General features: G+C 32.6%; 24 protein-coding genes. 16 read left to right on the top strand and 8 right to left on the bottom strand.

What is annotated here, in order from left to right; genetic code table 11:
- Positions 1–23: 23 nt before the first annotated feature.
- From BGI23_RS14575 to BGI23_RS14555, 4 genes are all read left to right on the top strand, one after another.
- Positions 24–1,046, top strand: coding sequence for a hypothetical protein (locus tag BGI23_RS14575; protein ID WP_070806355.1), 1,023 nt, complete (start codon positions 24–26; stop codon positions 1,044–1,046).
- Positions 1,047–1,531: 485 nt separating this feature from the next.
- Positions 1,532–3,049: a glycosyltransferase family 2 protein gene (locus tag BGI23_RS14570; protein ID WP_070806354.1), complete on the top strand. Its 1,518-nt coding sequence runs from the start codon at positions 1,532–1,534 to the stop codon at positions 3,047–3,049.
- Entirely contained in the window at positions 3,033–5,423 is a 2,391-nt protein-coding gene (locus BGI23_RS27510; protein ID WP_083322737.1) for a glycosyltransferase, read from the top strand. The genes BGI23_RS14570 and BGI23_RS27510 overlap by 17 nt, the downstream gene beginning before the upstream one ends.
- Positions 5,424–5,747: 324 nt before the next feature.
- Positions 5,748–5,990: a hypothetical protein gene (locus BGI23_RS14555; protein ID WP_000752185.1), complete on the top strand. Its 243-nt coding sequence runs from the start codon at positions 5,748–5,750 to the stop codon at positions 5,988–5,990.
- A gap of 143 nt (positions 5,991–6,133) precedes the next feature.
- Here the strand turns inward: BGI23_RS14555 and BGI23_RS14550 are convergent, their stop codons facing one another.
- A complete protein-coding gene (locus BGI23_RS14550) occupies positions 6,134–7,630 on the bottom strand; it encodes a glycosyltransferase (protein WP_070806353.1) in 1,497 nt (498 codons plus the stop codon).
- A gap of 87 nt (positions 7,631–7,717) precedes the next feature.
- The gene (locus tag BGI23_RS14545) at positions 7,718–7,978 is read right to left on the bottom strand and encodes a hypothetical protein (protein ID WP_070806352.1); all 261 of its coding nucleotides are present in this window, start codon (positions 7,976–7,978) and stop codon (positions 7,718–7,720) included.
- A gap of 403 nt (positions 7,979–8,381) precedes the next feature.
- Between BGI23_RS14545 and BGI23_RS14540 the strand changes: the two genes are divergently transcribed.
- Positions 8,382–9,839, top strand: coding sequence for an MFS transporter (locus BGI23_RS14540; protein ID WP_001186943.1), 1,458 nt, complete (start codon positions 8,382–8,384; stop codon positions 9,837–9,839).
- Between the two features lie 56 nt (positions 9,840–9,895).
- On the opposite strand, the gene BGI23_RS14535 is transcribed toward BGI23_RS14540, so the two are convergent.
- The 3 genes from BGI23_RS14535 to BGI23_RS14525 are packed head-to-tail and all read right to left on the bottom strand — an operon-like array spanning position 9,896 to position 13,072.
- Positions 9,896–11,008, bottom strand: coding sequence for a DUF4018 domain-containing protein (locus tag BGI23_RS14535; RefSeq protein ID WP_070806351.1), 1,113 nt, complete (start codon positions 11,006–11,008; stop codon positions 9,896–9,898).
- Complete coding sequence (locus BGI23_RS14530) at positions 10,983–12,146, bottom strand: DUF58 domain-containing protein (protein ID WP_070806350.1); 1,164 nt, start codon at positions 12,144–12,146, stop codon at positions 10,983–10,985. Before BGI23_RS14530 ends, BGI23_RS14535 begins: the two co-directional genes overlap by 26 nt.
- Positions 12,143–13,072 carry an AAA family ATPase gene (locus BGI23_RS14525; protein WP_070806349.1) on the bottom strand — a complete coding sequence of 310 codons (930 nt, stop codon included), beginning with the start codon at positions 13,070–13,072 and terminating at the stop codon, positions 12,143–12,145. Before BGI23_RS14525 ends, BGI23_RS14530 begins: the two co-directional genes overlap by 4 nt.
- 206 nt (positions 13,073–13,278) lie before the next feature.
- Here BGI23_RS14525 and BGI23_RS14520 point away from each other — a divergent pair, with 206 nt between their 5' ends.
- Together BGI23_RS14520 and BGI23_RS14515 are read left to right on the top strand one after the other, a co-directional pair.
- Positions 13,279–13,596 (top strand): PadR family transcriptional regulator, encoded by a 318-nt coding sequence (locus BGI23_RS14520; protein WP_070806348.1) that lies wholly within the window; start codon positions 13,279–13,281, stop codon positions 13,594–13,596.
- Between the two features lie 7 nt (positions 13,597–13,603).
- Positions 13,604–14,140 carry a DUF2812 domain-containing protein gene (locus BGI23_RS14515; RefSeq protein ID WP_070806347.1) on the top strand — a complete coding sequence of 179 codons (537 nt, stop codon included), beginning with the start codon at positions 13,604–13,606 and terminating at the stop codon, positions 14,138–14,140.
- A 337-nt stretch (positions 14,141–14,477) separates the two neighbouring features.
- Here BGI23_RS14515 and BGI23_RS14510 read toward each other — a convergent pair whose 3' ends face one another.
- Positions 14,478–14,723, bottom strand: a complete 246-nt coding sequence (locus BGI23_RS14510) for a hypothetical protein (protein ID WP_000433609.1) — start codon at positions 14,721–14,723, stop codon at positions 14,478–14,480.
- A gap of 283 nt (positions 14,724–15,006) precedes the next feature.
- Between BGI23_RS14510 and BGI23_RS14505 the strand changes: the two genes are divergently transcribed.
- The 8 genes from BGI23_RS14505 to BGI23_RS14470 all read left to right on the top strand — a co-directional run bounded on the left by BGI23_RS14505 (position 15,007) and on the right by BGI23_RS14470 (position 20,316).
- Complete coding sequence (locus BGI23_RS14505) at positions 15,007–15,390, top strand: VOC family protein (protein WP_070806346.1); 384 nt, start codon at positions 15,007–15,009, stop codon at positions 15,388–15,390.
- Between the two features lie 14 nt (positions 15,391–15,404).
- Complete coding sequence (locus BGI23_RS14500; RefSeq protein ID WP_070806345.1) at positions 15,405–15,947, top strand: GNAT family N-acetyltransferase; 543 nt, start codon at positions 15,405–15,407, stop codon at positions 15,945–15,947.
- On the top strand, positions 15,947–16,528 hold the full coding sequence (locus tag BGI23_RS14495; RefSeq protein ID WP_070806344.1) for a kinase: 582 nt from the start codon (positions 15,947–15,949) through the stop codon (positions 16,526–16,528). Before BGI23_RS14500 ends, BGI23_RS14495 begins: the two co-directional genes overlap by 1 nt.
- A 162-nt stretch (positions 16,529–16,690) precedes the next feature.
- Positions 16,691–17,425 (top strand): response regulator transcription factor, encoded by a 735-nt coding sequence (locus BGI23_RS14490; protein WP_070806343.1) that lies wholly within the window; start codon positions 16,691–16,693, stop codon positions 17,423–17,425.
- The gene (locus tag BGI23_RS14485; RefSeq protein ID WP_070806342.1) at positions 17,425–18,741 is read left to right on the top strand and encodes a GHKL domain-containing protein; all 1,317 of its coding nucleotides are present in this window, start codon (positions 17,425–17,427) and stop codon (positions 18,739–18,741) included. Before BGI23_RS14490 ends, BGI23_RS14485 begins: the two co-directional genes overlap by 1 nt.
- A gap of 89 nt (positions 18,742–18,830) precedes the next feature.
- Entirely contained in the window at positions 18,831–19,514 is a 684-nt protein-coding gene (locus BGI23_RS14480) for a YhfC family intramembrane metalloprotease (protein WP_001013700.1), read from the top strand.
- Positions 19,511–19,897: a DUF3887 domain-containing protein gene (locus BGI23_RS14475; protein ID WP_070806341.1), complete on the top strand. Its 387-nt coding sequence runs from the start codon at positions 19,511–19,513 to the stop codon at positions 19,895–19,897. The genes BGI23_RS14480 and BGI23_RS14475 overlap by 4 nt, the downstream gene beginning before the upstream one ends.
- Before the next feature lie 107 nt (positions 19,898–20,004).
- Positions 20,005–20,316, top strand: coding sequence for a hypothetical protein (locus BGI23_RS14470; protein WP_000845972.1), 312 nt, complete (start codon positions 20,005–20,007; stop codon positions 20,314–20,316).
- Positions 20,317–20,356: 40 nt separating this feature from the next.
- Here BGI23_RS14470 and BGI23_RS14465 read toward each other — a convergent pair whose 3' ends face one another.
- The gene (locus tag BGI23_RS14465) at positions 20,357–20,572 is read right to left on the bottom strand and encodes a helix-turn-helix domain-containing protein (protein WP_000974619.1); all 216 of its coding nucleotides are present in this window, start codon (positions 20,570–20,572) and stop codon (positions 20,357–20,359) included.
- Between the two features lie 10 nt (positions 20,573–20,582).
- Complete coding sequence (locus BGI23_RS14460) at positions 20,583–21,065, bottom strand: DUF2975 domain-containing protein (protein WP_000809097.1); 483 nt, start codon at positions 21,063–21,065, stop codon at positions 20,583–20,585.
- A 267-nt stretch (positions 21,066–21,332) separates the two neighbouring features.
- On the opposite strand from BGI23_RS14460, the gene BGI23_RS14455 reads away from it, so the two are divergent.
- Entirely contained in the window at positions 21,333–23,006 is a 1,674-nt protein-coding gene (locus BGI23_RS14455; protein ID WP_070806340.1) for an alkaline phosphatase, read from the top strand.
- Positions 23,007–23,078: the final 72 nt, after the last annotated feature.

Here is a 23,078-nt window from a genome sequence, read left to right as displayed (position 1 = left end):
AATAATAAGAATGAGGTGATATATTGGAAAATAATGATATTCAATTTACTTCTTTACAAATGAGAACGGATAAATATGGTTGGGCTAGTATTCAATATACAAATAAAAAGCAAGCCATCTTATATACTCGAAACGGAGGAGTAGAATGGGATGTTGTTAATCCTCTAAATTCAATTGTGTTATTTGCATATCCAATAAACGCTCGAAGCTCTTGGGTATATGGTTTAACAAAAACGAATGACGATTTATTGCCAGCTATATTTTATACAGTTAATAGAGGGGAAAGATGGAGTGAGTTTATTTTACCGGTTGAAGAAGAATGGGAGAAATCGACTGATGTTCAAGTACAATTGCATGCCACGAATATGGATCGTATATGGATTGTACTATCTAGAAAGCTTGCATCAAATAAATTTGAACATAATTTATACTATTTGAAAACGAAAGGGAAAGTATGGAAAGTAATAAAAAATATAAGTATTCGTGATAGTATTTCAGGGATAACATTTATAAATGATCTAATTGGGTTTATTTCATTACAAAAACAATATGAAACATCGGTGGTATTTAAAACAATAAATGGTGGGGAAAGTTGGCATCCTATAAAAGATATTCCAAGTCTTGAAGGAATTAATAATGGGATTGCTATGGCTTATAAAGCAATCTATAAAAATAACCTATTAGTAATACCAACAAAAACGAATGATGATAAATTTTTAATGAATTACTCATTTGATAAAGGGAATTCATGGCATATTTCAAATAAAACAATAAATACGAGTAAAGTGGCTGTTTCGTTTTTTAGTTCCTATTATGGCTGGGTGATAAATAGTGAAAATGGAAGTGTGTATCAAATAATAAAAAAAGGAGCAAAATGGATTAAAGTATCAAGTAATCCATTATTAAAAAATGTATTTTGTTTACATTTTTTTAATCGGCGTAAAGGTTGGGCGTGTAATAAAAAAGAAATATTTACTACAAAAGATCGCGGTATAACATGGAAAAAGGTAGTATATAAAATTAATAATATTAATAAATTTATTTAAAAGAGGGCTGTCCCAAAAGGTGCTTGTTATCCAAAAATAAATAGAAAGTAAAAGGAAGAAACGTTGATTTCATAACGTTTCTTCCTTTTTGATTTCATGTGATTTTACTTCTAAAGAGACTTATGAGACAGCCTCTTTTTTGTACTTTTTATGGTGAGATTTGTAAGAAACAATGATAAGAGGAAGGAGGTAAGTTCAGAACTTATATTTTCAAAAATAGACGATTGTTTTTACACAGTATAATTCACTTTTGAATATGTTAATAAAGTAGCAAATTCATAGGAAATGGTAATACTTAATATTTTATCCCGCTTTAATGGGCAGTAAGACCCCTACCTCAAAATTCAGCGAAAGCAAAGAATTTAGGGGGAGCGGGCTGCCCATTAAAGTCCGATTGGCGAGGGTTAATAATCAGTGGGGGACGAAGAAAACCCCACTGATTAAAGTTTCACTTTATGTCACATGATGTGTAAAGGGGGCGTGTAATGAAATCGTTAACGGTTATTATTTTGTATAGTGAAAGAGAGCAGATATTAGAAGAGTCAATTCAATCTATATGGAAGCTAAATCCTCTTGAAATTATAATTTTAGTTCCTAACGATAGAAGTAATTTGTATGAAATAGCAAAAAAAAATAAATGCCAGATTGTTTTGATAGATAAATATAGTACGTATTATGAGGGGTATGAAGCTTCTGTAAAGGAAGCAAAAGGAGATGTTTTGTTATTTGTAGATAGTAATTTTTCAATATCTACAAATGAGATGAAGAAATTTATTGAACCAGTTGTTACAAATCAGGCTGATGTAGTATTAAACAAAATAGATAAATTTGTAGAAGTTGGTAAATGTCCAAATATGGATATTGTATGGAGAAAAATGTTAAATGAAATTTTAAGTCGACCAGATTTAAAAAGTAATTCAATACTTTCATTACCATATGCACTTACGAAGGAAGTAGTAGTAAATATCGGCTTTGATTATATGAAAAATATCGTTCTAGCTCATATGAATATAGTGAATCAAGGCTGGCGGATTAACGATCGATATGCAATAAAAACGTTATCTAGAGATGAGACATTACAAGAAGAAGGGTATTTAGTTAAAAAAGAATTGTTAGAAAATGAAAAAGAGAAAGTGGAAAAATATTTAATCGGTATTTCTAAATGGATAGAGAAAAAGGGAAGAAGAGTAGGGTTTACTGATGCAGGAAAAAGAAGAGATATTATTCAAAGATTAGGTGAAAGCAAGCAATATCCTTTTTATCATCGAGGCTGGGGAATGCATTCTTCAATTTATGACGGGAAGCAACTTTCTGTCATTATACCAGTGCAAAATGAAGAAGAAACTATAGAACAAGTAATACTTGAGACAAGAAAAATAGAACCGCTAGAAATAATTGTCGTTGTAAATGGTTCGACAGATCAAACGGCCAGTATCGCTAAAAGACTTGGTGCTACTATTATTGAATATAACGAACGACTTGGTCATAATGTTGGACGTGCTATTGGAGCGCTTGAAGCTACAGGAGATATTCTTTTATTTATTGATGGTGATTTTAGTGTTTCAGGAAGTAATTTGCATCATTTTACAAAAGCAGTTTCAGCTGGTGTAGACATAGCATTAAATGATTTGAATCCGATGTTACATCCTCCGTTTTATGTTGTAGACGTCGTAAAGTATATGCTTAATTTAGCATATGCTCGTCCAGAATTAAGTAATGGCTCATTAGTAGCCATTCCACATGCTATGAGTAGATCATGCTTAGATGCAATAGGCTGGGAAAGTTTACTATGCCCTAGTCTTGCACAAGTAAAAGCTATATTACAAGGGTATAGAGTAGAATGTGTGCATTACGTTGATGTTGTAAAACCGAATAGAATTCGTTTAATGGAGAATGTAAGTCACAATGGACATCCTCCGGCAGTATTAAGAATAATTGGTGATCACGTTGAAGCTCTCTCTTACTTAATAAAACATCTTAAAATGGATGGAAAGGGTGATTAAACTGTTAGACCAGTACAAAAAAATTAACATTTCATATGAAGAATTATGGCAATTAGATTTTCAAACTACGGAACCATTTATACTCAAGGTTGATTGGGATAAAGTAACGTATGAATTTTTAATTCGTATTAAGCCTAATGCTTCCAACACTATTGTTTTTGGATCTGGAGCAGGTGGATTTCAAGAACAGCCAATTGGTCCGCCTATTTTTCATCGACATTCATGGATGGATGAATTTGAAGATACTGTTATATATTATAATGATCCTACATTATATCTCGGAAAATTATCTTTAGGTTGGGGACAGGGGGAGTTAGATAGATTTTACTTGCAAGATATAGCAAATATTTTAGAAATAGTATTTACAAAGTTAAAAATTGATTCGAAAAATGTGTTGTTTTATGGCAGTTCCGGGGGAGGGTTTATGTCTTTAATTTTAGCTGGATTCGTTAAGGGCTCCACAGCTTTCATTAATAATCCTCAAACAAATTTATTAAAATGGATACCTGTACCAATAAATCTAGTTTTCGATTTGTCTTATCCAGGTTTATCAAGAGAAGAAGTTGAGGAGAAATTTGGGGAAAGAATTAATGTTGTGAAATTTTTTAATCACATTAAATATGTACCGAATATTTATTTTTTGCAAAATTTCGCATGTGAATTTGATGTGCAAAATCATTTACTACCATTCATTTCTGAGTTAGAACAACTGGATAAAGATACGGAAATAAATCAAATTGTAATAGATTTATATTTCGATAAAAAAGCAGGGCATGCAGCTGTAGGAAAGTATGAAACAATTGAATATATAAAAAAAGTAAGGCCTAATCCGACTATGAAAGAAGAACAAGAAGAAGTGGATTTGTCAGTCGTTATAGTTTTAGGAGAAGAAAAATCGAAATTGAATCAAATTTTAAGCAAAGTGCAGCATATAAAACCACTAGAAATTATAATTGTAGCTGATGATAGAATGAGTGCAATACAAGCTATACCTACATTTGTTGAGAGTAATGTTGTTGTTATTGAAGAGAAAAATAAATGGAAAGCACCGGTTCATGGGGCGAAAATTGCCAGTGGAGATATAGTTTTATTTTTAGATGGAGAAGATATTATCTTTTCGGTAGAATTAGAACGATTTATAGAACCACTACTAAAAAAGGAACAGGATGTAATTTTGAATAACATAGACTCTGTCTGTTTTGAAAAGATGAGTGTAGAATGGCCAAGTATTGCTATGGTGTATAGAAAAATAGTAAACGATGTATTGGGGCGTATGGATTTAAAATATGATTCGATGTTATCTATGCCATATGCTATTACTAAAAAAGCAATTGAAGACATTGGATATGACACTTTGCAAAATCCCGTTCTATCTCAAATAACTCTTATTGAGAAAGGGTGGCGACTACATTCCTCATCAGCTATAACTAAAACCTCTTTAAATGATATACCCGCAAACAAAACCTCTTTCTATAAAAATGAATTAACTAAATTAGAAGTATGTGAAATTAAAGAGAATATAAAAGCTTTGGAACGTTGGTTACACCGAAAAGATGACAGAGGTAACTATACAGATGGAGGAAGAAAAAGAGAAATTATAGAGCAATTAAAAAAACAAAAAAATTATTCGCGTTTCTATAAAGGTTGGGGGATGAACTCATCAATTTATAATGGAAAGCAGTTATCAATTATTATACCAGCACAAAATGAAGAATCAACGATTAAAGAAGTTATTCTTGAGGCAAGAAAAGTTGAACCGAAAGAAATAATTGTTGTCATTAATGGGTCAACAGATCAGACAGAAGTAATCGCTAAGCAATTAGGGGCAACAGTAATTGTTTATCAAGAAAGATTAGGGCATGATGTAGGACGGGCAATTGGTGCACAAGAAGCCACAGGGGATATACTTCTCTTTATTGATGCTGATTTTGCTATTCCAGCAAAAGACCTTCATCCGTTAACGCAGGCTGTTGCGGATGGTGTTGATATGGTTTTAAATGATTTAAATTTAAATCTTAGATTTCCTCTATATATTGTAAGTTTATATAAATATATGTTGAATATTGCTTGTAACCGTAAAGATTTAGGTGTGGGATCCACAATTGCTGTTCCCCACGCTATTAGTAGAAAATGTTTAGAGGGAATCGGGTGGGACACTCTTCACACAGCATGTGTTGCGCAAGTAAAGGCAATATTAGAAGGATATAAAGTCGAATGTGTCCATTTTGTAGATGTAATGAAACCAAATCGTATTCGTCCAAATGAGCACTTTGCAACAGTAGGACATCCACCAGCTGTATTGAGAATTACCGGTGATCATGTAGAAGGGCTTTCTTACTTACTAAAAAATAGGAATTTTAACAATTTATTTTAATTTGGAAGATACTTTACTAATAAGCGTGAAATAGCAACGGATAGAGTATAAGTTGAGTATTGGAATGAAACAAAATTTTAAAAAAGTTACTCTTTTAGTTCAGGTATAAGTGAAAACTTCTTCAAATACATGAAGAGGTTTTTACTTTTTTTATATTTCAGTAAAAGATGACTTGAGTTTCTTAGTTGCTTTAGGTAGTTTAATCAAACGTTAATTTCCTATTAAAGGAATAGTAAAATAACATTTAATTTATAAAATTTAGTACGAGAGTCGTGTCCGAATTTAATTAATTGCATATATTGTTAAAGGAAAGGAGGGAGAGTTATGGCATGTATTACGAATAATGTTTGTTTAGATGTGTGTCTTAAAATTACAATTACCCCTGGTAGTGGAATTGATGCAGAAGTAGATTGTGGGGACACATGTGGGACAAGTCCTACAATTGTAATTAATCCTAGTGGATCCATTGTTATTACTTTACCATTAGTTGCATGTTTCTCAATTGCACTAAATGATGATTTAAGTGTTGAATCTTCATTAACAAGCCTCTCTTTTCAAACTTCTTAAGAAAGATACAGAAATGAAAAGCCTACTTGCTACTTTTCTTTTGATCTAATGTAAAAATAAAAAAGATGGTTACACCCCATCTTTTTTATTCTGTCATATATTAAAAATGAGATAATATATTATTTAGTAGACAGGATGTATAATTAAAAGCACTCTTTACCTCTTTTTTGTTCGATGAGATAAGAAATTGCTTCTATATGATCACCAATGATTTGTTGTGTTGCTAATGAAAGGGAACCTTTCTCAGTGAAGTGTTTTTCTGGTCGAACACGATTCAATTTATCAACGTCGACAGAATGGACATTTTGTACATGAAAGCCTGCTAAAATTGTTTTCACTTGACTTAAGGTTGGTGAAAGAAGTGAATCAAATCCAATTGTATGAATGCATTTTCGACTAAAAGCATGAGGGACAGCAATTGTGGATCCCATACCTAAATCTTTTCGATTACATGCTAAGTTGACAGCATATTTACATGCGGTGACGATAGAATAGGGGAGACGATACTTATAGTAGTACTCTAGTTTATTTAAAGCTAAGTCCGTGCCATTTTGAATAGATTGTACAAATGGTAATAATTCATAACTAGAAATTAAGAAATCTCCATCTATAAATAATAATATGTCACCTTTGGCAAAAAAGGCACCAACAGCACGTCCTGTATCATTTCCAAGTGCTTCTTCGTAACTAATAACTGTTGCACCGCAACCCTTAGCCAATTCCTCTGTTTTATCTGTTGATCCATTAACAATAACGATAATTTCAAAAGGTTTTAATTTCTGTACCTCAAAAATGACAGATTCTATCGTTTTTTCTTCATTTTGAACAGGGATGATAACTGATAATTGTTGCTCTCCATAAGTATTCGAATAAAACTCTTTACCTGTAATTATTTTTGGAATGGATTTTTGTTCCCCGTTTTGAAGCCCTAAAATAATATCACGCTTTCGATTATTATCGGTATAGTTTCCTCTTGGATTTTGCTCTATATTGAGCCAATTTGCAATGGCTTCAAGATGATAATGAATGAGTTGAGTTGAAGGAAAAGAGGGAACTTGAGGGATAGAAATGTTGAATTGATCGCAAATTCGAAATTTATGTTTAATAATTTTCATTTGGGCCAATATTGGATTTGATAAATTATCTGGATTAATTACCTCAAGTACTTCTTTTGTCATTGCATAGGGAGGGAATAATAAGGAGTTAATATTTAAATCCGGGTGATGAAAAAAATGATTTGTAACTTGTTGCCAAATCATTGCTAAATGGGGCTGTTGTTTTTGATAAAAAAATTCATCTAAATTATTTAATACGACGTCAGCCAATCCATTTCGTAATGGTTGAAGAAATTGTATAAGTGAGAAGGAGTCAATCATGTAATTTTCATCTAAAAATAAGAGGTACTGCCCCTTTGCTTTTTTTGCGCCAATTACATAAAGATTAGTAGATTCTATCGGTTCTTCTAGTGTAATAATTTCACAATTGTAGGAATCTGCACTCTCAATTGAATCCTGAGTATATCCGTTAATAGTAAGGATAATTTCTAAAGGCTGTAGTTGTTTACATGCTTCCAAAATTCTAGGTAAATTTTTTATTTTATGTTGTATGGGGATAATAATAGAAATTGAATTTTTACACATAAGCAGCCTCCTTTTTAATCAGAGGTAGTTGTTAATAAGATTAGATAAAATAGGAGATATATTTTCTTTTTGGTATAAGCATAACAATCATTTGTTTTTATCAGACTCACAATTTTCATTACTTGAATTAGAGTTTTTATTGATTCCAGAAGCGAGTAAATTATTGAGAACACTAAGGTCTAATTGCAAAGGGATGGAGTTTTCGGGGGAAGTTTTCTCATTTTCTTTTTTTGTAGTTAATATAGTCTTTATATTTTTAATTTCTTTATATTGTTTTAAGATAATGAAAAATCCAGACATAATTAAGAGAAAAGAAACAGTAGCAAATAAAAGTATTATTTCCAACATAAAATAGCCTCCTTTAAATCTATAATAATATTATAGTTGAATGTCATAAGACAAAATTCGAGCTAATGAGTTCACTTTTTAAATATATGCAAATCTTTAGTAAAAGTTACTGATTTCTAGGTTAAAGGAAGCAATTATAGAAACGTTATAAATATAAATAAATTAAAGTTTTATTTGTAGTGTAAAGGTATGTATTATATAAGCTAAACGTCATTTTATAACAAGTTAAATAGGGTGTAAATTTATATAAAAAGAGCATTTAATTGGACAAATAATTAATTATGTGAAATAATAATAACAGAAAAGGAGACGTTGCTTTTCCTTAAGTGCTTCGAATTAATTTTATTCAATAAGAGAAGGTGTGCTTAAAGAAGTTAAATTAAATAAGGAGCTGTTTTATTATATGCAACAAAATAATGATTTAAATTTTGAACCTCAAGACGTTAATATTGTTAATCCTAAACAAGCCAGGAAAGCAGTAGTTGCTACTGGTATTGGGAACGCAATGGAGTGGTTTGACTTCGGATTATACGCGTATTTAGCGGTAATTTTAAGTCAATTATTCTTCTCAGGTGTTGATAATAGTGGCTTGCAACTTGTACTTACATTTGGTACATTTGCAGCGGCCTTCCTCGTTCGACCAATCGGAGGTGTATTCTTTGGTAGAATAGGAGATAAGTACGGCCGAAAAATTGTGTTAAGTACTACTATTATTTTAATGGCACTTTCTACATTATTCATCGCATTACTACCAACCTATGAACAAATTGGTGTATGGGCACCAATACTACTTTTAGTTGCCCGAATGATTCAAGGCTTTTCTACAGGCGGCGAATATTCAGGTGCAATGGTTTATATCGCAGAATCTTCTCCAGATAAAAAGCGTGGTATACTCGGTAGTGGTCTTGAAATTGGAACACTCTCAGGTTACATTGCTGCATCGGTAATTGTTACCATTTTGACGTTATTGTTAACAGATGAACAAATGCTCAGCTGGGGCTGGCGTATTCCTTTCTTAATAGCTGCACCAATTGGTTTGGTCGGTTTATACTTACGCCGTCATTTAGATGAATCTCCCATCTTTGAAGAGATGGAAAAAGCACAAGAGGAATCTGAAGACAATGAACAATTTTCATTTATGGATATTATGAAATATCACAAAAAAGACTTCTTATTAAGCACAGTAATTGTCGCCTTCTTTAATATTACAAATTATATGATTCTTTCGTATATTCCTTCTTATCTAACTCAAGTACTTAAAGTCGAAGAAACAACAGGCTTACTAATTATTTCTATTACGATGGCACTTATGATTCCACTAGCACTATATTTCGGTAAATTAAGTGATAAAATTGGTAATAAACGCGTCGTGCAAATTGGTTTACTTGGTTTAACTGTATTTGCAATTCCAGCATTTTTACTAATAGGTAACGGGCATATTGCAGCTATATTTGCAGGTATTTTCGTATTAGGTTTCTTCCTAAGTGTATATGAAGGAACATTACCTTCATTATTACCATCACTCTTTTTCACTGATGTACGTTATCGAGCACTTTCGATCTCATTTAATATTTCTGTATCGATATTTGGTGGTACAACACCACTTGTATGTTCATACTTAGTTCATGCAACCGGTAACCCGCTTGCACCGGCATTTTATTTAACAGGTGTAAGTATTATTGGATTAGTTGTATTTAGTGTACTATTCGTTACAACATCAGGACGTGCGCTAAAAGGTTCATATCCTACAGTAGAAACGAAGAAAGAAGCACACCAAATCGCTAAAGAAGACCCTGAAGAAACACTTTGGTGGCATGAAGAGTCATTAGAGATTGAAGCAGGAAAAAACGCCTCAATTTAAAAAGTAACGTAGAAGTATAAAAAGACTCCTATGAAAATAGGAGTCTTTTTATTGTGTTACTTCTTCCTTTTCTTTAAACTCTTCTGATACATATAAAGCTTATGAATCTCTTCCTTAAATTCATACAAAAGTACGGTGTTTTCCTCATTAGAATAACGCACTGTATTATAAGCATTTATAATAATATGACTCTCAATATTTACATCTTCTTCACTATTTATTCTTCCTAACCATGCTTCAACAGTTTCTCCGCGATTTCTATTTAAAGGAGGAATTAACTTACTCTCAAGCTTAAAAATTTCTTTTCGAATTTCATTATGTGGCGGCTTGTTTCGTTTAAATCGGTTTTGGGTTATACCTTCTTTATCGGTAATAATAGTAGATTCGAAGACAGGCATATTTGGTAAACTGAATTGTTTTCGTTTTTTTAATATTTTCCATACGACGTAAATAGCAATGGCAGCACAGGCTATTATGGTCATGCTATTTATGAGAGTTGGATCAAAATCAGGAAGTTTCCCTCTATTTTCTTCAATTTGAGGCTTTAAGAGATGCCCTTTACTTGCCCAAACACCTTCCGTATCTTTCAATTCAGCTGCTACGAGAAATGGATTTATAATATAACCGACTCCTAATGCGACTACTTCTGTGATAAAACTAAAAATGACTCGAATAAAAGGAAACACTTGAACAATTAATATACTCATTACACCGATCGTAATGATAGAAGTGAAACGTAATACCTGTTGATTCCGATTTGCCCCGGTTAACCAAAATGTAATCATAATGTGTATAACTAATAGTAACAGTTTCCCGAGCGTTGGAAAGGGAGCATAAAATATAGCCGAAACACCAAACCAAACAATACCGCCTAACGATTTTTGAACTTGGTAGCCAGGTCCAACTACATGTACGATAAAGAAGAAAAGCGGTAACATAATTGTGCCAAATAGAGAGAAAGGGAGAAAGATAGAACAACCAATTATTTGAGTTATTAACAGTATGACAAATCCTGGCGTTCTTTTTTCCATGAACTTATGAATAAGAAATACTCCAATATAGCCAGTTGTTAAAAATATAGCAATAGCAACAAGTTCGTCCCTTTCTGTTAATAACGAAAGGAGGAGCAGCAGAATAAAGTCATTAACGTGATAGAGCCAAGTTTTCAAGCTTTTCCACCATCCCTTCGTTATTTATGAGAAACGTAGGTTGCGATAGAAGAGAGAGGTCATTCTTCTGCAAGCCAATGTAAATCATTGTAGACGATCGTTCTCCTTTTCTATTTGTATAATGGAGAAATCCTTGTTTCGGAATTAATGTGCTATCGTCTGAAATACGTGCCAATTCCTCTAAAGCTCTTGCGTAATGTGTTTGCCCTTCATTTAATGGTAAGTGCAGAGGACCACCTTCAGCTAATATACTAATAAATAATTCAAACGGTATTTGATGCTTCGTAGCGTATTGACAAATGTATGTTGCAAATGAAATAAGATCTTCTATATTATCTTTCCAACCAAACCCGCGATCAGCAGCTAAAGAAAGACAGATCGTCCAACTATAATTTTTTACAGGTTCATATTGCTTCGCCTGTAATTCCTGCATTTTAGCAGATGCTTTCCAATGAATAGAACGGAAAGACTCACGTTCGTACCGTTTCACACCGATAATAGATGTTTCATCATTGTAAAAAGAAAAATTCGTTCGATAAGATCCATTTAAAAGTTGCTGAAGTTCTTGCAAACCTGCTACTTCTTTAGGTGATGGATACACAATAATTTCAGTTCTTAATTTATCAAATACAGGTAAATGTACAGATAATAAATGAAAAGGATCTTTCAAAACACATTCGAACTGTTCAATTTGAAACACACCACGCTTCGTTGCGGTTAATGTTAAATCCCATTTTTGCGCTGAATGGGCAGGTTGTGAAAAAGGGAAAGAGAATAGTGTTTTTGATATTTGTTCAATTCCTTGATCTTTATGCGGTAGTAGAGACGGGTCTAAATGAAAATAACAAAAACCATTAACGAGTGGTATGTTTGCTCCGTTTTTTAAATGAATAAAAAATTGTCCAGATTCATTAGGAAATAAACGAGTTGTTTGTTTCTCGTTTATCACTTGAAATTTTTTCTCTATATATGCGACATATTTATAAATGAAAATCGCAAATAAATAGTAGAAGAAAAAGAAAAACATAATGATTCGTTGCGGCATAAAAAATGTAAATAGTATCGCGCCTGGAACAGATAATTGAATAATATGAAGTTGAAAAAATAAAGGTACAGTTACAACGCGCTGTCCATTCATGTTTGCTCAATCTCCACTGGTACGTCAACCTCTTTTAAAATCTTTTGCATCATTTCATTTTTTGTCGTACGTAATGCGCCTTCCATTGATAAGATGATACGGTGATTCCAAACAGAAGGAACTAAAAATTGTATATCTTCTGGTGTGCAATATTCTCTCCCGCGTAAAAAGGCTAAAGCTTGAACAGCACGTACTAAAGCTAGTGTGGCACGTGGACTTACACCGTTAGCGATATAATCATGATTTCTTGTAGCATGAGCAAGTTTAATAATGTAATGTTCTAACAGTTCTGATACGAAAATTTCTTTTACTTGTTTCTGTGCATCTAAAATATCATCTAAAGTAATAACAGATGTGACACTTTCTAGTGGTGCATCGTTACGAAAACGTCGCATCATTTGTAGTTCATCTTCAGGATTTGGATAACCTATAGAAATTGTCATTAAAAAGCGATCAAGCTGTGCATCTGGAAGAGGGAACGTTCCTTGTGATTCAATTGGATTTTGCGTCGCAATAACAAAGAACGGTTTTGGAAGAGGAGTTGACTGCTTTTCAAGCGTCACTTGTCGTTCTTCCATCGCTTCTAATAAACTAGACTGTGTTCTCGGCATTGCACGGTTAATTTCATCTGCCAGTAGAATGTTTGCCACGACTGGTCCGAGTCTTAACTCGAATTCGCTCGTTTTCGGATTGAAATATTCAATACCTGTCACATCACTCGGAAGTACATCCGGTGTAAATTGAACGCGAGAAAAATTACCACCAATACTTTTTGAAAGTGTTTTCGCAAGTAACGTTTTCCCAGTACCAGGTACATCCTCAAGAAGTACATGACCGTCAGCAAGCAAGGAAACAATTAATAGATCTATAACATTTTCTTTACCTATAAAAACTGATCCTATATTTTCCTTCAATTTATTTATCACATATATCATTCCTTTCAAAATATAAACGGATATTTCTATATTTTAACAAATTATTCAGAAAATTTATATGATTTTTCAATTCAAAGAAATAAATATTCAATTATTAAATTATACTCTTGCATATTTTGGAGTGTGAATATATAATATCGGTATACGATGTATCGTAAGTCGATATATCATGAAGCGATGTATCGGAGGTGGTTATAATGAATACGAAAGCGAGAAAATATATTCCGTTAACTGAGGCGACATATTACATATTGTTATCCCTAGTGAAACCAATGCACGGATATGGAATTATGCAAATGGTAGAAGAGATGACAAATGGAGAAGTAAAACTCGGTCCTGGAACTTTATACGGGAATACAACGAAGTTATTAAAAGAGAAATTAATTATTGAAGTTGCCTCAACAGATAGAAAGAAGTGCTATGAGTTAACGTCACTTGGTAAAGAAGTATTAGAGCTAGAGTATAACAGGTTGCAGAGATCTGTAAGGAATGGGAATAGTATATTAGGGGAGTGAATGGAAGATGGAGACAAAAAGGGTATTCAAGTTTTTTACGGCATGGAATTTAGAAAAAGAAGAAGCTTTTTTACGAAAGATGCATCAGCAAGGTTGGGCATTACAAAAATATAATTTAATGTATACGTTTCAGAAAACGGAGCCAAAAGATGTAATATACAAAGCTGATTTTAGATTGGTTTATAGAGATTCGAAAGAACAACAACAAGAGTATTTCGAAATATACGAAATGTCAGGTTGGAAACGCGTAACAAGTTTCACAAGATGGAATTATTTTTGTAAAGAAGTAGAAGAGGTAAATGAATTGCCTGATATTTACTCAGAAAAGGAGACGAGAATACAAAAATTAAATGAGTTATTAGTATTCTTTGTTATTATGTTAGCAACTATATTACCATCAATGTACAATCTATTTATAAGCCCGATGGAATCAAGAGTGCCAATGTGGGCGAAAGCTATGACGGGTCTTACAGGTTGTATGTGGATATACTTCTTTATAAGACTCACTTGGAAAATTAAGAAATTAAAAAGTGAAATATTATAATAAAAAGTGGAGTTTAAAAGAAGTTGATTTTGTAAAGAGGTAATTAATATGGGCATCAACTTCTTTTGTTTCTATATAATCGTATTTTTGCTCACTCTTTTTTATATAATAAAAATCTATATGAAGGCACAAAATTAACAATATCAAAGCCTAATAATTACCCTGAAAATAATAAATGAAGAAAAAAGATTCATATTGAGGATCAAAAAATAAAAGATGACTAAAAAGATGTGGGGTGTAACTTATAATAAGGAAGAAACACGTTTTTTATTAAAGTATAAAACGAAAAAATCCCCTATAGAAAAATCTATTTCTACAAGGGATAGTAATGAAATTATTAGAAAGACTGATTTTGAGCAGGTTTAATAAATTGTTCAGGATTTTCAACAAGTCCACATACAGCACATTGGACTCTGTATGTAGGTCCTTGATAAGCCATATGAAAAGCGTTCATCGTTTCATTTGTGTATTCTTCTTCTACTTGACCAGTTTGTGGATTTAATTTGACTGGTTTTACTTGTTGCTCAAGAATATTAAAGCGAGTGCGGTTCGTTTTACAACTTGGACATAGCATTGGTTCCATATGTATACACCTCCATTTGTAGCATTTCTTAAACTCATTAATTTTATGCAAGTAAAAAAACTTTCTCAATATAAATAGGTGTTTAATGTATTTAAAATTCAGAAAAAATAAAATATAATAAGAGTACGAACTGGTTATGTCCAAACCAAATCTCCTGTTTTATGCCAATAAGCTGGGAGGCCGAGAAATCGGCCTCATTTTTTTGTGCTCGTTATTATAGGAAACAAGGTTTTTATGAGGCTTTTGTCGAAATTTTAGGGATGGATATAAAGGGGGATTAATAATGGATTTGAAGATGAAGTACATCATTTTATATGTAGAAAAGTTTGAGGAATGTTTAAAATTCTATAAAGATATTTTACAGTTGCCTATAAAAGCAGAGCACGGTACATATATTGAATTTAATACGGGATCTACAATATTAGCAATGAATACGCGGCAAGACGTGAAAGAATTAACAGGATTACCACTTACAGAAGGCGAGTTACAATCTTCTCATTTTGAATTAGGATTCGTTGTTGAAAATGTAGAAAAAACAATTGAGCAATTTAGAGAACAAGGTATTACAATTTTAGTTGAACCAATTGTAAAGCCGTGGGGACAAACAATTGCATATATTGCTGATCCAGATGGGAATTATATCGAAATTTGCAGTTCATTAGAATAGAAGGAGAAAAAGAGATGGGGTTTCCGAAACTAGAAACAGAACGTTTACAATTAAGAGAATTAACGCTGTTAGATGCAGAAACGATGTTCCGTTATTTTTCAAAAGAGTCTGTTATACGTTATTTCGGAATGGATTCTTTCGAAAATATTGAGCAAGCGAAAACAACGATTCAAACGTTTAAAAATCGTTATGAAGAGGGAAATGTATTTCGCTGGGGAATAGAGAAAAAGGGGACGGGCCAATTAATCGGAACGTGCGGTTTTCATTTAATTAACCATCATCATAAGCGAGCTGAAATTGGTTATGAATTAGATGATACATATTGGGGACAAGGATACGCCTCGGAAGCATTACAGGCGATTTTAACTTACGGATTTGAAATGCTGCAACTTATAAGAATTGCTGCTGTTGTATATGTAGAGAATAAAGCTTCTCAAAAATTATTAAGTAAAGCAGGATTTCAAGAAGAAGGATTACTTCGAAAACATATGATTCAAAATGGAGTTGCGCATGATACCATTTTATATTCTTTATTAAAAGAAGAGTGGAAGAAGTAATGAGTACAAACGAACTTATAACTATTATGAAGAAGCATAGGGAAAATAAATTTATTTTAGGTATAGATGGTTTAAGTCGTTCGGGAAAAACAACATTCGTTGCAAATTTAAAGGAAAATATGAAACAGGAAAGCATTCCGTTTCATATTTTTCATATTGATGATCATATAGTGGAGCGTAATAAACGCTATGATACCGGATTTGAAGAATGGTATGAGTATTATTATTTGCAATGGGATATTGAGTGGCTTCGGCAGAAATTTTTTCGAAAGTTACAAAATGAAACAAAACTAAAATTACCGTTCTATAATGATAAGACAGACTCATGCGAAATGAAAAAAGTACAGATCCCCATAGTAGGTGTAATTGTAATTGAAGGCGTTTTTCTACAGCGAAAAGAATGGAGAGATTTCTTTCATTATATGGTGTACTTGGATTGTCCAAGAGAGACAAGATTTCTACGCGAGAGTAAGAAAACACAGAAAAACCTTTCAAAGTTTGAGAATAGGTATTGGAAAGCAGAGGATTATTACTTAGAAACGGAATTGCCGAAGGATCGGGCGGATTTAGTTATAAATTGATTTGAAGAAAACCTCAACTTTTTGTTTGAAAAGTTGAGGTTTCTCTATGTAATAGCAGATTAATTATTTCAATTAATGAGAAGGAGAATATTATTATAATTTGAATTATATATTTATAGATAAATCTATAGATGAAAAGATTTCAATAAAGCGAGTGATCACATGAGTATTTTTATTTTAGAAGATGATGTCATACAGGCGCAGCAAATGAAGCGGTTAGTTGAAGAGATTTGTGAGAAATATATGTTGCCTTTTGATTTTATTGAGGTGACTAGTAAAAGTGAAAATATTATTACTAATATTCCGAAGGCGAAGTATGTTCCAATCTATTTTTTAGATATAGAGATTAAAAGGGAAGAGCGTAAAGGGTTACAAGTAGCACAAGAGATACGAAAGTATGATACGCAAGGAATTATTGTGTTTGTAACGACACATTCTGAATTTGCACCTATTTCATATCAATATATGGTATCAGCATTAACTTTTATTGATAAAGGGTTGCCATATGAGGAGAGATATAAAGTTTTTGAACAATGTTTACTTCAATATGAAGCAAGAAATAAGCATATTATTCCGTCCGATGACTTTATCGTTGAAAATAGTAATGCCACTGTACGGGTTCCTTTTTATGAAGTTGAATATGTTATGACTGATGAACCGCACCGTTTAGCATTAGTGACATTAGATCGAATCGTTTATTTTTATGGAGCATTAAAGGAGATAGAAATAATCGATGAACGTTTATTTCGGTGTCATCAATCATATATCGTGAATACGAAGCAAATGTCTTCTTACGATGCGAAACAAAAAATGATAGTTTTAAAAAGCGGGAAACGCATTCCAGTGTCACGGCGTTTAGTGAGTAAAGTACGTAACATGTTAAAGGGTGAGATGTAATGTATATTTATGATTTATTTGCAATACTGCTTACTAGTATGTGTCACACGTTTTTATACATACAATTAATCCGATACAACAGATTGTCAGTTAGAATGTTAATAGCTTTAAGTACGGTATTCATTATTTTACTTGCTATTGTTGTAACAGTAACGAGATATCCAGAATTGAATAGTACGATTGTGTTATTTTTAATAAGTTTAGGATTAATGCAAAATGAATTGAAATTTAAGCATAATTTATATTTTGCACTGGTGAGTATGGTGATTATAACGTTAGTGAAAATGTTGCTATTAGATTTAGGGATGAAAATCTTTATGTTAACGCCATTCAATTTATATTTATGGACAGGTAGTATTATTCATCTTATCGTATCAATCCTTACTTTTATCGGTATTTTAGTAGCGCGTAAAAGAATTCAAAAAATCGCTCAATATATAGTAAGTAGTCCGTTATACTATGTAACTTATATATTATTAATGATCGGGTTTATTATTGAACTAATTTTAACTCAGCCGTCAACTGAGTTTTTAGCAAAAATAAATCAACAATACAGTGAAGTAAGTTATAATTCAGCAATTATTATTTTTTTATTATTACTAATCATAGTACTAATAAGCTCACATTTATCGAAAGAAAAGTTACGAGAAGAGCATGAAAAACGTTTAGATAAAGAGTTATTAGATTATGTGGAGAAATTAGAGAATATGCATGATGAGCTTGCTAGTTTCCGTCATGATTATATGAATGTATTACTATCGTTAGAAGAGGGAATACGTACAAAAAATGTGAAAGAAATTGAGCAAGTGTACTACGATGTTATTGCTCCCACATTAAAAACAATAAATGATCATGAACTTGATATCGCAAAATTATCTCGCATACAAATTCCTGAAGTAAGAAGCGTATTAAGAGCAAAAGTTAGCACTGCTCAGCAGCAACAAATAAAAGTAATGCTTGATATACCAGAGAACATTGAAAGTGTTTCGATGACGATTATTTCATTTATTCGTATCATTTCAGTTTTAGTAGATAATGCAATTGAGGAAGCAGTATGTAGTGAGGAAAAGATATTACAAATCGCATTCTTTGAAATGGATTCACGACAATATTTTATCGTGCGTAATAGTTCAAAGGGTGAAGCGATTGATTTACAAAAAATTTATGAGAAAAACCATTCAAGTAAAGAAGGTGCTAGAGGGTACGGGCTATTTTCGTTAAAACGAATCATAAATAAAACAAATAATGCGACGTTAGAAACAACTTATGTAAGTCCTTATTTCACACAAACATTTATATTAAATGAGATGAAATGACCATCTATGATGAAAAGGAAACCGAATAAGAAATAACTACATACTTTCTTCACTCAATTTTATACACTTCAAGTAAGAGGTGAAGCGAGATGAATGGTCTTATTTTTACAACAATGATTAGCTTTGGTTTACCGCTTATAGCACTTTTATATGCTTTTTGGAAGAAACGCTATATTCCATATATGTTAGGTATATTGGCTTTTGTTGTATCACAAATATTGATTCGCATACCAATGCTAAATTATTTAAATGGAACTAGCACAGATTTTCAAATGTTTTCTGTTATGCAGCCTATACTATTTGCAGTTTTGCTTAGTATATCAGCTGGGATTTTTGAAGAGATAGCTCGTTTTATCGCAATGCGTTATTTTATGAAGCAACGAGATTGGCAGTCTGGTTTTTTATTTGGAGCAGGGCATGGTGGTATTGAGGCGGTGTTGATAGTCGGTATCCCAGTAATATCCCTATTATTATCACAAACAGTCATTCAAAATGGTGACAGTTATTATCTCGGTGGTATTGAGCGCATCTTTGCGATGGTATTACATGTTGGGCTTTCTTTCATTGTATTGCAAGCTGTTGTCCAAAAGAAATTTCGTTATGTTGTATATGCAATTCTCATCCATGGGACTGTAAATGCATTAGCTGGCATTATATCGCTATATGTGCCAGGGAAAAGCGGGATTATTATGTCAGAAGTTTCAATAGCAATTTTTGCGTTACTCACTTTTAGTTATAGTTTTATTTTAAAAAGAAAGGGTGTATTAAAATGAGAAGAATGTTACTTATTATTATAAGTGCTATCGCGGCGTTCGCGCTCGCAGCATGTACCGGTAATAAAGTAGATGAAAGTACGTCTAAAAAATTTATTTCAAAAGCGGAAGAAATTGTATCATTATTAAATGAGGCAAAGTATAAAGACGTGCGTGAAAAATTTGATAGTAAAATGAAAGCTGCATTGTCAGAAGAAAAGATGAAAGATCTTACACCTATAATTGAGAAAGCTGGTACATTTGAAAAAATTGAAAAACAATCGATTGAAGAAAAAGATGGCTTATATACTGTTATTCTTGTAGCAAAATATAGTAAAGAACAACGGACATTCATTATAACTTATAATGATAAAGAAGAAATAGCAGGTTTAGTTATTAAATAAAAAACAGATACAGTGGAAGTTTCCGCTGTATCTGTTTTTTGATTTAACCAAATTATGGTTATTTGTGCTAATATGAACTTATAGCTATATAGAAGGGGTGAGTTAGTATGAAAACTGAACTAGTTCCTAAAAAGAAGTACAGTATAATAAGCTACATATGTTTACTCATCGGTATTTTATGTTTTCTGTTCGTTTTTATAACGCCAACAAGGATAGCGAATGCAGGTAATATAGTGGGAGATTATATTACAGTTGCCCTGACAGTTGCAGGTATCATACTTTCTATCATTACAATGACGAAAAAAACAGAGAAGAAGGGGATTGCTATTCTTTCATTCATACTGTCCTCATCATTCTTTATATTTTGGATCATCGCGATTATTTTAGTTTTGACTGGTCGAGTTAGTTTTGCTCCGTAATACCAAATAAAAAGAGCCCTTCTCGTGTGAAGGACTCTTTTTATTCGGTATCTTCAGGTTGATATTCTAAAATATCCCCAGGTTGGCATTCTAATGCTTTACAAATGGCTTCTAAAGTTGAAAACCGAACTGCTTTTGCTTTTCCGTTTTTCAAAATAGAAAGGTTAGCCATTGTAATTCCAACCTTCTCCGAAAGCTCTGTTACACTCATTTTTCTTTTCGCTAACATTACATCAATATTAATAATAATTGCCATATTATTCACCTCAGACCGTTAAATCATTTTCTGATTTTATATCTATCGCATCTTTTAATAGTCTTTGGAGAACGGCAGCAAAGACCGCGATTACCATTGAAGCAAAAATCATAATCATTCCAATAATAATAATGCCAGGGGCGTCATCTCTCTCTGCCACAAGATAGAAAAGTGGCATACCTAATACATATAATACACTAATGGCTAGTGCGCTGTACTTAATATTTTTTAAAGCTTTAACAGACAGCTCAGAGAATGCGTTGTTTTTATCAATATAGTTTAAAAGTTTGAATGTTTGATACAGCGCAAAATAATAAGGTATTGCTGTTGCGTATAAGTTGATAAATACAAGATATTTAATATATGCAATATCAGGATAAAGTTCTGCGGCGAAGTTTCCTATTTTAGGAACTAAAAAAATGCACATAGCAAGAACAGGGATACCCATTAGAATCACAGCTGTCTTTAGGAAGAGTGTTGATCCTTGTTTCATAAAAAGCACCTCATTTATTTAATATCTTATTAATTTACCACGAAATTTATTGTTAAACAATAAATTTTTATTTAATTCAATTGGGGATTTATTGTTTAACAAGTTAATAATGAAAAATCTTCTTTATAAGATAGATGAACTATACCGAGATGTAATGAATAAGAAAGTTACTATTGTTAGCTTTAGAAAAACTGGGAACTAATAAAACATATGTAGGCAGTCAGAATTTTGTATGTAAATGAATGTGAAACTAATGGAGGCGCAATCATGTTTGTATTGGGTTTAAAGATGAAGAAGTTACTGTTAGTAGGAACGATCACACTAAGTATGTTATGTACTGAAAGTATGATGAATGATTATACGGTGGAAGCGAAAGTGAAAAAAGTAGAACATCAACCGAAAAATGTAATCATAATGGTTATGGACGGAACGAGTTCTTCAGCAACTACATTAGCTCGCTTGTATAAAGGGAAACCACTTGCATTAGATGAAATTGTAACAGGAGGAGTTCGTACATATTCGGCGGAATCAGCTATAACAGACTCAGCTCCAGCAGCTACAGCTTTAGCGACGGGGAATAAATCGAATTCAGGATATGTAGGGGTATTACCTACTATTGTGAGTTCACCTGGCTTAAAATCAATAAAAGAAGAGGACAAGTTACGTCCAGTTGCCAACGTTTTAGAAGGTGCGAAACGTACTGGTCGCGCAACTGGAATTGTTGCTACAGCTGAAATTCAGCATGCTACTCCTGCTGGATTCTCCGCTCATCATGTGAATCGTAACAATTTTGAAGTGCTCGCGGAGCAACAAGTATATCAAAATATAGATGTCGTATTAGGTGGGGGAAAAGCAGCACTTCTACCTGAGACAGATAGTGGGATTCGAAAAGATGGTGAAGATTTAGTAAAAGTGATTCAAAACAAAGGATATGACTTTGTTGAAACGAAAGATGCATTATTGAAATCCAAAGCTAATAAAATTTGGGGCTCTTTCTCACATAATGCTTTAGCGTTCGATATGGATCGTGAAGCAACAACTCCAGAGCAACCAACACTCTCTCAAATGACAGAAAAAGCAATTCAAACGTTATCAAAAGATAAAGATGGCTTCTTTTTATTTGTGGAAGGAAGTAAACCAGACTGGGCAGCCCATGTGAATGATCCAATTGGGATGATTAGTGATGTGTTAGCATTTGATAATGCAGTTGCAGAAGCATTAAGATTTGCAAAAAAAGATGGTAATACGACGCTAATAGCCGTAGCGGACCATGGTAACAGCGGTATTTCTATTGGCAATATGAATACGACAAAAGGTTATAATACTACGCCGGTCTCTGCATATATTGATCCATTGAAAAAAGCGAAAATGACACTTGAAGGGACTATAAATAATTTGAAATCTGATTTATCAAATGTAGAAGATGTAGCTAAGTTATACGGCTTGGATCATTTAACTTATGGTGAAAAAGAGAGGTTACAAGCGGCTAAAAAGAAAATAGATGTAGGTCCAATTTTCACTACATTATTGGCTAACCGTGCGAACATAGGCTTTACAACAGGAGGTCATACTGGTGAGGATGTATTTTTATATTCATACGGTCCTCAAAAGCTAGTTGGTTTGATTCAAAACACGGACGTTGCAAAGACAATAGCGAAAGCGATGGGCTTTAATTTAGAAGAAGTAACAAACAAATTATTTGTAGAGAGTGAATTAGCCTTTAAGCAGAATGGTGCAACTGTAACAATAGATAAAACTGATGTAGCGAATCCTGTACTCATAGTAAAACATAATAATGTAACAGCTCAATTATTTGTTAACAAAAATATAATTCGTATTAAGAATAAAGATTATGAACTAGGAAGTGTTGTTGTAGAAAGCAATGGTAAGTTCTATGTACCAGAAGAAGCAAGGCGTTTATTCATAAAGCATTCTCGTTAAAAAAATGCCAATTCCTTAGCTACTACTTAGGAATTGGCATTTTTTGTATAGATGAGATTTCATTCGAAAAAA

The sequence above is a fragment of the Bacillus sp. ABP14 genome, assembly GCF_001831375.1.
Classification (GTDB): Bacteria; Bacillota; Bacilli; order Bacillales; family Bacillaceae_G; genus Bacillus_A; species Bacillus_A paranthracis.
Note: the sequence above shows the minus strand (reverse complement) of the source record. Positions and strands in the feature narration are given on the sequence as shown.

Coding starts and splice junctions, on each gene's coding strand:
- BGI23_RS14480 (WP_001013700.1), top strand. CDS start 18,831: ATGAATGGTCTTATTTTTACAACAATGATTAGCTTTGGTTTACCGCTT.
- BGI23_RS14455 (WP_070806340.1), top strand. CDS start 21,333: ATGTTTGTATTGGGTTTAAAGATGAAGAAGTTACTGTTAGTAGGAACG.
- BGI23_RS27510 (WP_083322737.1), top strand. CDS start 3,033: ATGGAAAGGGTGATTAAACTGTTAGACCAGTACAAAAAAATTAACATT.
- BGI23_RS14555 (WP_000752185.1), top strand. CDS start 5,748: ATGGCATGTATTACGAATAATGTTTGTTTAGATGTGTGTCTTAAAATT.
- BGI23_RS14485 (WP_070806342.1), top strand. CDS start 17,425: ATGTATATTTATGATTTATTTGCAATACTGCTTACTAGTATGTGTCAC.
- BGI23_RS14515 (WP_070806347.1), top strand. CDS start 13,604: ATGGAGACAAAAAGGGTATTCAAGTTTTTTACGGCATGGAATTTAGAA.
- BGI23_RS14465 (WP_000974619.1), bottom strand. CDS start 20,572: ATGGCAATTATTATTAATATTGATGTAATGTTAGCGAAAAGAAAAATG.
- BGI23_RS14500 (WP_070806345.1), top strand. CDS start 15,405: ATGGGGTTTCCGAAACTAGAAACAGAACGTTTACAATTAAGAGAATTA.
- BGI23_RS14530 (WP_070806350.1), bottom strand. CDS start 12,146: ATGAATGGACAGCGCGTTGTAACTGTACCTTTATTTTTTCAACTTCAT.
- BGI23_RS14470 (WP_000845972.1), top strand. CDS start 20,005: ATGAAAACTGAACTAGTTCCTAAAAAGAAGTACAGTATAATAAGCTAC.
- BGI23_RS14520 (WP_070806348.1), top strand. CDS start 13,279: ATGAATACGAAAGCGAGAAAATATATTCCGTTAACTGAGGCGACATAT.
- BGI23_RS14505 (WP_070806346.1), top strand. CDS start 15,007: ATGGATTTGAAGATGAAGTACATCATTTTATATGTAGAAAAGTTTGAG.
- BGI23_RS14570 (WP_070806354.1), top strand. CDS start 1,532: ATGAAATCGTTAACGGTTATTATTTTGTATAGTGAAAGAGAGCAGATA.
- BGI23_RS14540 (WP_001186943.1), top strand. CDS start 8,382: ATGCAACAAAATAATGATTTAAATTTTGAACCTCAAGACGTTAATATT.
- BGI23_RS14495 (WP_070806344.1), top strand. CDS start 15,947: ATGAGTACAAACGAACTTATAACTATTATGAAGAAGCATAGGGAAAAT.
- BGI23_RS14545 (WP_070806352.1), bottom strand. CDS start 7,978: ATGTTGGAAATAATACTTTTATTTGCTACTGTTTCTTTTCTCTTAATT.
- BGI23_RS14550 (WP_070806353.1), bottom strand. CDS start 7,630: ATGTGTAAAAATTCAATTTCTATTATTATCCCCATACAACATAAAATA.
- BGI23_RS14490 (WP_070806343.1), top strand. CDS start 16,691: ATGAGTATTTTTATTTTAGAAGATGATGTCATACAGGCGCAGCAAATG.
- BGI23_RS14475 (WP_070806341.1), top strand. CDS start 19,511: ATGAGAAGAATGTTACTTATTATTATAAGTGCTATCGCGGCGTTCGCG.
- BGI23_RS14510 (WP_000433609.1), bottom strand. CDS start 14,723: ATGGAACCAATGCTATGTCCAAGTTGTAAAACGAACCGCACTCGCTTT.
- BGI23_RS14460 (WP_000809097.1), bottom strand. CDS start 21,065: ATGAAACAAGGATCAACACTCTTCCTAAAGACAGCTGTGATTCTAATG.